At 67.2% G+C, this 10,284-nt stretch carries 8 protein-coding genes and 2 tRNA genes; 6 read left to right on the top strand and 4 right to left on the bottom strand.

Annotated elements, in window-relative coordinates; translation table 11 throughout:
* Nucleotides 1-33: 33 nt before the first annotated feature.
* From ACUSIJ_RS22600 to ACUSIJ_RS22610, 3 genes are read left to right on the top strand one after another with little or no spacing between them, the layout of a single operon-like run.
* Entirely contained in the window at nucleotides 34-1,542 is a 1,509-nt protein-coding gene (locus ACUSIJ_RS22600) for a leucyl aminopeptidase (protein ID WP_449310679.1), read from the top strand.
* The gene (locus ACUSIJ_RS22605) at nucleotides 1,539-1,991 is read left to right on the top strand and encodes a DNA polymerase III subunit chi (RefSeq protein WP_449310680.1); all 453 of its coding nucleotides are present in this window, start codon (nucleotides 1,539-1,541) and stop codon (nucleotides 1,989-1,991) included. The genes ACUSIJ_RS22600 and ACUSIJ_RS22605 overlap by 4 nt, the downstream gene beginning before the upstream one ends.
* A gap of 18 nt (nucleotides 1,992-2,009) precedes the next feature.
* Nucleotides 2,010-3,557 carry a S10 family peptidase gene (locus ACUSIJ_RS22610; protein WP_449310681.1) on the top strand — a complete coding sequence of 516 codons (1,548 nt, stop codon included), beginning with the start codon at nucleotides 2,010-2,012 and terminating at the stop codon, nucleotides 3,555-3,557.
* Between the two features lie 9 nt (nucleotides 3,558-3,566).
* Here ACUSIJ_RS22610 and ACUSIJ_RS22615 read toward each other — a convergent pair whose 3' ends face one another.
* Nucleotides 3,567-3,932 carry a PRC-barrel domain-containing protein gene (locus tag ACUSIJ_RS22615; protein ID WP_449310682.1) on the bottom strand — a complete coding sequence of 122 codons (366 nt, stop codon included), beginning with the start codon at nucleotides 3,930-3,932 and terminating at the stop codon, nucleotides 3,567-3,569.
* A 178-nt stretch (nucleotides 3,933-4,110) separates the two neighbouring features.
* Nucleotides 4,111-5,370, bottom strand: a complete 1,260-nt coding sequence (tyrS, locus tag ACUSIJ_RS22620) for a tyrosine--tRNA ligase (RefSeq protein WP_449310683.1) — start codon at nucleotides 5,368-5,370, stop codon at nucleotides 4,111-4,113.
* Between the two features lie 312 nt (nucleotides 5,371-5,682).
* Here tyrS and ACUSIJ_RS22625 point away from each other — a divergent pair, with 312 nt between their 5' ends.
* Nucleotides 5,683-6,798 carry an anhydro-N-acetylmuramic acid kinase gene (locus tag ACUSIJ_RS22625; protein ID WP_449310684.1) on the top strand — a complete coding sequence of 372 codons (1,116 nt, stop codon included), beginning with the start codon at nucleotides 5,683-5,685 and terminating at the stop codon, nucleotides 6,796-6,798.
* 110 nt (nucleotides 6,799-6,908) lie between these two features.
* On the opposite strand, the gene ACUSIJ_RS22630 is transcribed toward ACUSIJ_RS22625, so the two are convergent.
* Together ACUSIJ_RS22630 and rlmB are read right to left on the bottom strand one after the other, a co-directional pair.
* Nucleotides 6,909-8,543: an MFS transporter gene (locus tag ACUSIJ_RS22630; RefSeq protein WP_449310685.1), complete on the bottom strand. Its 1,635-nt coding sequence runs from the start codon at nucleotides 8,541-8,543 to the stop codon at nucleotides 6,909-6,911.
* Nucleotides 8,544-8,843: 300 nt separating this feature from the next.
* Nucleotides 8,844-9,689, bottom strand: coding sequence for a 23S rRNA (guanosine(2251)-2'-O)-methyltransferase RlmB (gene rlmB, locus ACUSIJ_RS22635; RefSeq protein WP_449310686.1), 846 nt, complete (start codon nucleotides 9,687-9,689; stop codon nucleotides 8,844-8,846).
* A gap of 241 nt (nucleotides 9,690-9,930) precedes the next feature.
* On the opposite strand from rlmB, the gene ACUSIJ_RS22640 reads away from it, so the two are divergent.
* Nucleotides 9,931-10,015 (top strand) — tRNA-Tyr (locus tag ACUSIJ_RS22640).
* A 21-nt stretch (nucleotides 10,016-10,036) separates the two neighbouring features.
* Nucleotides 10,037-10,110, top strand: a tRNA-Gly gene (locus ACUSIJ_RS22645).
* Nucleotides 10,111-10,284: the final 174 nt, after the last annotated feature.

Below are 10,284 nucleotides of genomic sequence, written 5' to 3' on the forward strand. Positions count from 1 at the left end.
CGCCGTGATCGGCGGGATCTTGTGAGGAATTTCATGAGCGGTCGCACAAAGGTTGAGTTCAAGGATCTCGTTCGTCCCGAAGGGGGCGAAGTGGTTGTTTTCTCGGATGAGAATCTGACGTTTTCGCCCTTCGTCACGCAATGGCTGGGTGAACCCGGGCTCGAATTCGTGCGCCGCGCGGCGAAAGTCGAAAAATTCACCGGCAAGGCACGCAAGACGCTCGCGCTCGCCGCACCCCAGGGCGTCGACATCGACAGGCTCGTCGTCGTCGGCCTCGGCGCGCCCAAGGACATCGCCGCCGCCGACTGGGCGCGGCTCGGCGGCGTGACGCTCGCCAAGCTGACGGGTGCGGCACCGCACATCGTGTTCGACCTGCCGGGCGGCGAGGCGGCCGCACCCGCCGCCGCCGGCGACTTCGCCCTCGGCCTGGCGCTGCGGGGCTATCGCTTCGAGCGCTACAAGACAGCCAAGAAGGACGACAACGGCGAGGCGAGCGACGCCGCGCCCGAGACGGTAACCGTGCTGCTTGCCGATACCGCCGGGGCCAAGGCCGCCCGCAAGGCGGCCAAGGCGGTGGCGCAGGGCGTCAATCTGGCGCGCGAGCTCGTCAACGAGCCGCCGAACGTGCTCAATCCCGAGGAATTCGCCCGGCGCGCCGGTGAGCTGTCGCAGCTCGACGTCGCGGTCGAGGTGCTCGGCGAGAAGGAGCTGACCGAACTCGGCTTCAACGCGCTCGTGGCCGTGGGGCGCGGGTCGCGCTCCGAAAGCCAGGTCGTGATCCTGCGCTGGAACGGCGCCGCGGATGACGCGCAGCCGGTGGCCTTCGTCGGCAAGGGCGTCACCTTCGACACCGGCGGCATCTCCATCAAGCCTGCCGCCAGCATGGAGGACATGAAGGGCGACATGGCAGGCGCTGCCGCCGTCGTCGGTCTCATTCATGCGCTGGCGAAGCGCAGGGCGAAGGTCAACGCCATCGGCATCATCGGCCTCGTCGAGAACATGCCCGACGGCAAGGCCCAGCGGCCGGGCGACATCGTGACGTCGCTGTCGGGCAAGACCATCGAGATCATCAATACCGATGCCGAGGGCCGGCTCGTGCTCGCCGACCTGCTGTGGTACACGCAGGGCCGTTTCAAGCCGCAGTTCATCGTGAATCTCGCCACGCTGACGGGCGCCATTCTCGTGGCGCTGGGGCAGGAGAACGCCGGCCTGTTCTCCAACGACGACGAGCTCGCCGACCGGCTGGCGAAGGCCGGCAAGGCCACCGGCGAGACGGTGTGGCGGCTGCCGCTCGCCGCCGAATACGACAAGCTGATCGATTCCAAGTTCGCCGACGTGAAGAACACCGGCGGCCGCTTCGCCGGCTCGATCACGGCGGCGCAGTTCCTGCAGCGCTTCGTCAACGACACGCCCTGGGCGCATCTGGACATCGCCGGCACCGGCATGGCGGCGAAGCAGACCGACACCAACCAGTCGTGGGGATCGGGCTGGGGCGTGCGGCTGCTCGACCGGCTGGTGCGGGACCATTACGAGGTCGAATGACCGAAGTCCTGTTCTACCATCTGCAGCGCCAGCCGCTGGAGGCGGTGTTGCCCGCGCTCGTCGAGAAAAGCGTCGAGCGCGGCTGGCGCGTCGCCATCGAGGTGCCGGGGGCGGAACGCATGGCCGCCCTCGACGACCACCTGTGGACATACCGCGACGACGGATTCCTGCCCCATTGCACGGATCAGGAACCCGACTGCGCCCATGAGTCGGTGCTGCTGACGACGGGCAGCGCCAACCTCAACGACGCCGATATCCGCTTTCTGGTCGACGGCGCGTCGATCGGGGACGATGCGGCGCACTATCAGCGCATCGTGCTGCTGTTCGACGGCACCGACGACGCGGCTCTCGCCCGCGCGCGGGACGAGTGGCGCAAGGTGCGCGCCATGGGTCTGGAGGCGACCTACTGGCAACAGGACGACAACGGCCGCTGGTCGAAAAAGGGATGACTCGTGGAGATCGGAACGATGCCGAAACGCGCTGTTGCCGCCGCCGCGGCGGCCTTTCTGATGTTGGCGCCGGCCGCTGCCGCCCTTGCCCAGGAGGGCGGCCGTCCTGCGGCGGGCGCGCCGCAGCGGCAGGAGCCGGCCCGGCCGCGTGGGGACGAGGCCCTGCGGCTGCCGCCGCCGGCCACCATCAGCCAGTCGCTGGAGATCCCCGGCAGGAAAATGGACTACAAGGTGACGGCGGGCGCGATCGTGCTGCGCAACGACGCCGGCGAGCCGCAGACCGAGATCGGCTATGTCGCCTACACCCTGGAAGGCGGGGCGGCGGGCGACCGGCCGGTGACGTTCGCCTTCAACGGTGGGCCGGGCGCGGCTTCCGCCTATCTGCACTTCGGCGCGCTGGGGCCGAAGCGCCTGTCGTTCGGCAACGCGGGCGAGGGGCCGTCCGCGCCGCCGGCGCTCGTGGACAACCCCGAGACGTGGCTCGATTTCACCGACCTCGTGTTCATCGATCCGGTGGGAACCGGCTACAGCCGCTTCGTCAGCGACAGCCGCGAGCTGCGCAACTCGGTCTGGTCCGTCGACGGCGACATCAACGCACTGGCGGCCGTGGTGCGCCGCTATCTCACCGACAACAACCGCTGGCAATCGCGAAAATTCCTTGTCGGCGAGAGCTATGGCGGCTTCCGCGTGCCCAAGCTCGCCTCGCGGCTGCAGAACACCGAGGGCGTCGGCGTCAGCGGCATCGTCATGATCTCCCCGGTGCTCGACTTCACCACCCAGTCGGACAGCGACGGCTCGCCCCTGTCGTTTGCCACCCGCCTGCCGTCGCTCGCGGCGCTCGCCCTGCAGAAGAAGGGTGAGCCCCTCTCGCGCGCGGCGCTGGGCGAGGTCGAGGAATACGCGCGCGGCCAGTTCGTGGTGGATTTCCTGCGCGGGCCGGGCGATCGTGATGCGGTGGCGCGCATCGTCGACAGGGTCGCGGGCTTCACCGGGCTCGACCGCGCGTTCATCGCCAACCAGGCGGGGCGCCTCGACATTGCCCAGGTGGCGCGCGAACTCGGCCGCGACACCCAGTCGGTCGCGAGCATCTACGATGCCGCCGTGCTCGGCCTCGATCCGCTGCCGTTCGCGCTGGCGTTCCGGCCCAGGGACCCGGTTCTCAACGCCAGCCTCGCGCCGCTGACGAGCGCGGCGGCGGATTTCATCGGCCGCACGATCGGATGGCGTGTCGATGCGCCCTATCGCCTGCTCAACGACGAGGTGAACCGCGGCTGGAACTGGGGCGCCAACCGCGACAACGTGCCCGAGGCCGTCAACGACCTGCGCAACGCGCTGGCGCTCGATCCCGCCCTGAGGGCGCTCGTCGTGCACGGCGCCACCGATCTGGTGACGCCCTATTTCGACAGCCAGTTGATCATCGATCGCCTGACCCCGCTGGGAGCCGAAGGGGCGAATGCGCCGCGCGTGCGGCTCGAGGTGCTGCGGGGCGGCCACATGTTCTACAGCGACGACGCCTCGCGGGCGGCGCTGACCGACGCCGCCCGCAGGCTCTACGCTGCGCAATAGCGCGCCCGGTTACATCCAGTACGGGCCGATGCCGTAATAGTCGTGCACGCGCTTCTCGTAGACGCGGTCTCCCCATTGGGGAACCTCGTCTTCGTTGAAGTGCGGCGCGCCCTCGAGCTGCTCGCGCGTCAGGTGCACGACGTAGCCGCCCTGTCCGGGATCATACTTCAGCGCCTCCCACGGCAGCGGGTGATACTCCTCACCCATACCGAGGAAGCCGCCGAACGACATCACCGCATAGGCGACGCGGCCGGTCTGTTTGTCGATCATGATATCGTGGATGGAGCCGAGGTTCTCGCCCTCGGCATTGTAGACGGGCGTGCCGGCGACCTTGTCGGCGCCGATCAGGGTTCCGCTTGTATCGAGACGACCCATGGTTTCCTCCTTCTGCTATGGGGGCGAAAGGCGCGGGTGGCCTTCCATGTTCTTCCAGCAGCAACGGGTTGAGCGCTGTGGCCGGATATGGACAGCCAAGTCATGGCTTGCCTATCCGGCGTTTCTTGCCGTGGATGCTCTTGAAACGAAGTAGGGAGATCAATGGTTCCCGTCACGCTCAGGCGATTTTCAGCAGGACGTGCTTCTTTTTGCCGAGAGAAAGCTTGATGACGCCTTCGCCGCCGATGTCGGAAAGCGTCAGCCTGGCCTTTTCATCGGTGATCGTGACATCGTTCACCTTGAGGCCGCCGCTCTTGATCTGCCGCCGTGCCTCGCTGGTGGAGGCGACGAGACCGGCGTGCTCGGGGCCGAAGGCGGAGAGGACGCCGAGCCCCGCCTCGATCACGCCGCGCGCCACGTCGTGGCTCGGCAGGTCCTGCGCCAGCGCGCCTTCCTCGAAGGTTTTGCGCGCGGTCTCGGCGGCGGCTTCCGCCGCCTCGCGTCCGTGCAGCAGGGCGGTGACCTCGGTGGCGAGGATCTTCTTGGCCTCGTTGCGCTCCGCGCCCTCCAGCGCCTCGAGCCGGGCGATCTCGTCAAGCGGCAGGTCGGTGAAGATGCGCAGGAAGCGGCCGACGTCGGCGTCCTCGGTGTTGCGCCAGTACTGCCACAGATCGTAGGCCGACAGCATGTCCTCGTTGAGCCACACGGCGCCGCCCGCCGATTTGCCCATCTTGGCGCCCGAGGCCGTGGTGAGCAGCGGCGAGGTCAGCGCGAAGAGCTGGGTGTTGTCGATGCGCCGGCCGAGCTCCATGCCGTTGATGATGTTGCCCCACTGGTCGGAACCGCCCATCTGCAACCGGCAGCCGTAGCGGCGCGACAGCTCCAGGAAGTCGTAGGCCTGCAGGATCATGTAGTTGAATTCGAGGAACGACAGCGACTGGTCGCGGTCGAGGCGCGACTTCACCGATTCGAAGCTCAGCATGCGGTTGACGGAGAAATGCCGGCCGATATCGCGCAGGAAGGGGATGTACTTCAGCTCATCCAGCCATTCGGCGTTGTCGATCATCACGGCGTCGGCGGGGCCGTCACCGAAGGTCAGGAAGCGCGAGAACACCTTCTTGATGCTGGCCTTGTTGGCCTCGATCTGCGCATCGTCGAGCAGCGGGCGCGCATCGTCGCGGAACGAGGGATCGCCGATGCGGGTGGTGCCGCCGCCGAGCAGCACGATGGGCTTGTGTCCGGTCTGCTGGAGACGGCGCAGCATCATGATGTTCGTCATGTGCCCGACATGGAGGCTCGCTGCCGTCAGGTCATAGCCCACGTAAGCCGTTATCCGCCCCTCCAGAGCGAGGGCGTCGAGACCCTCGGCGTCGGAAACCTGATGGATGAAGCCGCGCTCGTCGAGCGCGCGGAGGAAGTCGGAACGGAAGGCTGTCATCAGTCTGCTTTACATGGTGGATTGGCGGGTTGCCCGTCTGCCGGGCAGTGGCGGTCTATATCAGGTTGTTCAGCGAATGGAAATCAGCGCCGGGGAAGGCGCCGAAAAAAGACGCGCCCCGATGGGGGGCGGGGGTGTCTCGGTCGAGGGGCTTGCGCCGCCAGCGCCGGGCCGGTCCGTTGATCGGTGCGGGTCATTCATACCTTCCTTCCGCGCGGAATGGCCCTTTGCGGCGGCCGCAGGCAATGTCTTAATGATTGCGCGCTAAAGCATCCGGTCGAGAAAACGGCGTGCGCCGGGAGGGGTGTCATCATGGCGGATCAGATATTGCGGGCGATCGGTTTGATGAGCGGCACGTCGATGGACGGCATCGATATAGCCCTCGTCGAAACGGATGGTGTTTCGGTCAGGAATCTGGGCCCGGCGGGCTTTCATCCCTACGATACGGCGGATCGCCTCCTCTTGCGCCAGGCGCTCGCCGCCGCTGCGAATCTGACGGACCGCGTCGCCCGTCCCGGCGTGCTGGCGGAGGCGGAGGCCATGGTTACGCATCGCCATATCCGGGCGCTGGACGGCTTTCTCGCCTCCTGCCGGCTGGGGAAGGGGGATGTCGATCTGATCGGCTTCCACGGCCAGACGGTGGTGCACCGTCCGGAAGACGCGCTCACGGTGCAGATCGGCGATGGCGGCGCGCTCGCCGACCACGTCGGCGTGCCCGTGGTGCATGATTTCCGGGCTGCCGATGTGGCGCTCGGCGGGCAGGGGGCGCCGCTGGTGCCGCTGTTCCATCGGGCGCTCGTGCGCAAGGCGGGGGCGGCGGGGCCCGTCGCGGTGCTCAACCTGGGCGGGGTCGCCAACGTCACCTATGTCGAATCGGCCGACAGCGACGTGCTGATCGCCTGTGACACCGGTCCCGGCAACGCCCTCATCGACGATTTCATGCTGAAACGGACGGGCTCTCCCGTCGACCGCGACGGCGTCAACGCCAGCCGCGGTGAGGTGAACGAGGCGATCGTCGACAACCTGATGAACCATGCCTTCTTCGTCCGGCCGCCGCCGAAATCGCTCGACCGGAACGCGTTCGTCTCGCCCAATCTGTCCGAGCTTTCGGTGGCTGACGGTGCGGCCACGCTGACGGAATTTTCCGCCCGCGCCGTGGCGCATATCGTTCCGCTGCTGCCCGGTGCACCCAAGCTGTGGGTCGTTTGCGGCGGCGGCGCGCGAAACCGCGAGCTGGTGCGCCGCATCGGCGCCAATACGGGCGCGCGCGTGGTGATCGCGGACGAACTCGGCTGGTCGGCCGACGCGATGGAAGCGCAGGCGTTCGCCTTCCTTGCCGTGCGCAGCCTCCACGGTCTGCCTCTGTCGCTGCCGACGACCACCGGCGTGCCCGCGCCCGCAACGGGCGGCGTGATCGCGCGGCCCTGAACGATCCGGCCAGCGCATCGGGATTTTGGACATGAGAACGCCGGGGGTTTCCCCCCGGCGTGCAATGGTCCATCGGCGTATGGCGCCGCGTGTGTCACGCGTTGCGCGCGTCACGTGTTGTATGTGTTGATATCGCGCTTGTAGGTTTCCGGCACGAACAGCAGGCCGATGACCAGCGTCATCACGGCGATGGCGATCGGATACCAGAGGCCGTAGTAGATATTGCCCGTGGCCGCGACCATGGCGAACACGGTCGGGGGCAGGAAGCCGCCGAACCAGCCGTTGCCGATGTGGTAGGGCAACGACATGCCCGAGTAGCGGATGCGGGTCGGGAACAGCTCAACGAGCTGCGCCGCGATCGGCCCGTACACCATCGTCACCAGCAGCACGAGCACGAACAGGATGGCGACGACCAGCGGGTAGTTCATTTTCGCCGGGTCCGCCTGGGCGGGATAGCCCGCCTCGCGGATGGCGGCGGTCAGATCGCTCTGGAACTGGGCGGTGCGCGCCGTGCGCTCCTCGGCGGCCAGGTTGCGGGCGTCGAAGGCTTCGAACGTCCGGTCGCCGATCCGGATCGACGCGACGGTGCCCGCCGGCGCTGCGATGTTTTCATAGTTCACCGAGTTGCGCGCCAGGAAGCTCTTGGCGAGGTCGCACGACGTGGTGAACTGGGCCGTGCCGACGGGGTTGAACTGGAACGAGCACTCGGCCGGATCGGCGACGACCGTCACCGGGGACGACGCCTGCGCCGCCGCCAGATCGGGGTTCGCGGCGCGGGTGAGCGCGTTGAACAGCGGGAAGTAGAGCAGCGCGGCCAGCAGGCAGCCGCCGAGAATGATCGGCTTGCGGCCGATCTTGTCGGACAGCCAGCCGAACACGATGAAGAACGGCGTGGCGAGCGCCAGCGACAGCGCGATCTGGATGTTGGCGGTGGCCGAATCGACCTTCAGCGTCTGCGTCAGGAAGAACAGGGCGTAGAACTGGCCCGTATACCACACCACGGCCTGACCGGCGGTGCTGCCGAAGAGGGCATAAAGGCCGATCTTGGCGTTCTTCCAGGTGCCGAAGGCCTCGGTCAACGGCGCCTTGGAACCGGTGCCCTCGCTCTTCATCTTTTTGAAGGAGGGCGATTCCTCGAGCTGCGTGCGAATCCAGACCGAGATGGCGAGCAGCACGATCGAGATGAGGAACGGAATACGCCAGCCCCAGCTCTGGAACGCTTCCTCGCCGAGCCATGTGCGGATGCCGAGAATCACCAGCAGCGACAGGAAGAGGCCGAGCGTCGCCGTCGTCTGGATGAAGCTCGTATAGAAGCCGCGCCGTCCGGGCGGCGCGTGCTCGGCCACGTAGGTCGCCGCGCCGCCGTACTCGCCGCCGAGCGCAAGGCCCTGCAGCAGACGGAGGGCGATCAGCAGCACCGGCGCCAGAATGCCGATCTGGGCGTAATTGGGCAGCAGGCCGACGATGAACGTCGACAGGCCCATGATGATGATGGTGATCAGGAAGGTGTACTTGCGTCCGACGAGGTCGCCCAGCCGTCCGAAGAACAGCGCGCCGAACGGACGGACGGCAAAGCCCGCCGCGAAGGCGAGCAGGGCGAAGATGAAGCCGGCTGTCGGGTTCACGCCCGAGAAGAACTGCGCGGCGATGATCGCCGACAGAGAGCCATAGAGATAGAAGTCATACCATTCGAACACGGTGCCGAGCGATGAGGCGATGATCACCTTGCGCTCTTCCCGGGTCATGGGGGCTGCCTTCGGCGGGGCCCCTGGCGACGCGCTGGCAAAGCTCATTTGATGTGGTCCCTCGTTGCGTTTCCTCAAGTCGACCGGATGGACCGCGGAGCCGCCGTCCGGCCAGACCGCCGGGCGCCCTCTTCCGGGGCTCGCCGACAATCAAACGGAATTGCCAGACGGGGCTTCCTTTTCTGAGCTCGCCGGCGCCTGAAACAATCCTCCAGCACCAATGGTAGTTGCGGATGTAACTGTTGTCCCTTGGCAATAAGTCGCGATTCTAAAGTCGTAGGTGCATTGCAACATGGGGTTTCAGACCGGGGAGGCGAGACGGGAGGTGACGTCGTAGAGCGATACGGCGGCGGCGTTCGACACGTTGAGGCTCTTGATCTTTCCGGGCACGTCGAGCCTTGCGAGAGCGTTGCAGCGTTCGCGGGTGAGCTGGCGCAGCCCCTTGCCCTCCGCGCCGAGCACCAGCGCCAGCGGGCGGCGCACCTCGATGGCTGCGAGGGGGTGCTCGCCCTCCGAATCGAGGCCGACGCACAGGTATCCGCGTTCCGACAGGGTCTGCAGCGCGCCCGCCAGATTGCGGACGATGACGAAGGGGACGTGTTCGAGCCCGCCCGAGGCCGCCTTGGCGAGCACGCCCGTGGCGGCGGGGCTGTGCCGGGCGGTGGTGACGATGGCGTCGACGCCGAAGGCGCAGGCCGTGCGCACGATCGCGCCCACATTATGCGGGTCGGTGATCTGATCGAGCACGAGAATGAGCGATTCGGGCGCGAGGTCCTCGATCGTCAGCGCGGGAAGCGATTCGGCGTGCAGCAGCAGCCCCTGGTGCACGGCGTCGGCGCTGACGCGCCGGTCGATTTCGGAGGGCCGGACGATGGTGGGCGAAACGGGAAGGCTGTGGAAAACCTCGGCGAGGCGGCGGGCGGCGTTCTCCGTCGCGAGCAGCGACCGGAACCGGCGCCGGGGGTTGGCGAGCGCCTCGTGGACCGCATGCCAGCCATAAAGGATGACGCCGTCCTCCTCGTCGCCGCTGGTCCGTTCAGGGGCGCGGCGGCCGTCCGCCCGTCCGCGCGGCCTTTGCCCGTCCGCCCGCCGGGCCGGGTTGTTGCCGGGGCTGCTACGTTGTGTGCGGTCGAATTCGTCGGTCATTCCGGATGCCCTTGATGCAAAGCGCATACGTCGCACGAGCGGCGCGCTTTTGCCAATCCGCATTCGCGGCGCCGGACGATGCGTCCGCCCGCGTCGCGGGGCGGCGAAAGGGGCGGATTAGGTGTTGACATTGCGATGCGCTCCGCTCTAAGTACCGCCCGCTGCTTCCGCCGATGCGGACGTTGTGCTGCGGTTTTTGCGGCAGCATGATGTTACGTGCGGTGGTCTGCCGGGATGGGCTGGAGGAGTGCCCGAGTGGTTAAAGGGGACGGACTGTAAATCCGTTGGCTACGCCTACGTTGGTTCGAATCCAACCTCCTCCACCACCCGTTCCGGGACTGTGCCGCGCGGGTGTAGCTCAATGGTAGAGCAACAGCCTTCCAAGCTGATGACGAGGGTTCGATTCCCTTCACCCGCTCCAAACACCGACATGGCGAATGCGGCCGGTCCGGTGGCCGCGGGGTCGCCACAGGCGTGTGGGCAGGGGGATTCGTGTTGGCGCCGCCCCGGCAGATCTGGCCGGACAGGGCGCTCGTAGACCGCCTGCTTCGGGAGAGGCAGAGGTCGTTTAAGTTCGGGACGAGAGAGCGACGCC

This window comes from Pseudochelatococcus sp. B33, from assembly GCF_053570585.1.

Bases quoted from the DNA above. Each gene is read 5' to 3' on its own strand.
- ACUSIJ_RS22600 (WP_449310679.1), top strand. From the start codon at position 34: ATGAGCGGTCGCACAAAGGTTGAGTTCAAGGATCTCGTTCGTCCCGAA.
- ACUSIJ_RS22605 (WP_449310680.1), top strand. From the start codon at position 1,539: ATGACCGAAGTCCTGTTCTACCATCTGCAGCGCCAGCCGCTGGAGGCG.
- ACUSIJ_RS22610 (WP_449310681.1), top strand. From the start codon at position 2,010: ATGCCGAAACGCGCTGTTGCCGCCGCCGCGGCGGCCTTTCTGATGTTG.
- ACUSIJ_RS22615 (WP_449310682.1), bottom strand. From the start codon at position 3,932: ATGGGTCGTCTCGATACAAGCGGAACCCTGATCGGCGCCGACAAGGTC.
- tyrS (WP_449310683.1), bottom strand. From the start codon at position 5,370: ATGACAGCCTTCCGTTCCGACTTCCTCCGCGCGCTCGACGAGCGCGGC.
- ACUSIJ_RS22625 (WP_449310684.1), top strand. From the start codon at position 5,683: ATGGCGGATCAGATATTGCGGGCGATCGGTTTGATGAGCGGCACGTCG.
- ACUSIJ_RS22630 (WP_449310685.1), bottom strand. From the start codon at position 8,543: ATGACCCGGGAAGAGCGCAAGGTGATCATCGCCTCATCGCTCGGCACC.
- rlmB (WP_449310686.1), bottom strand. From the start codon at position 9,689: ATGACCGACGAATTCGACCGCACACAACGTAGCAGCCCCGGCAACAAC.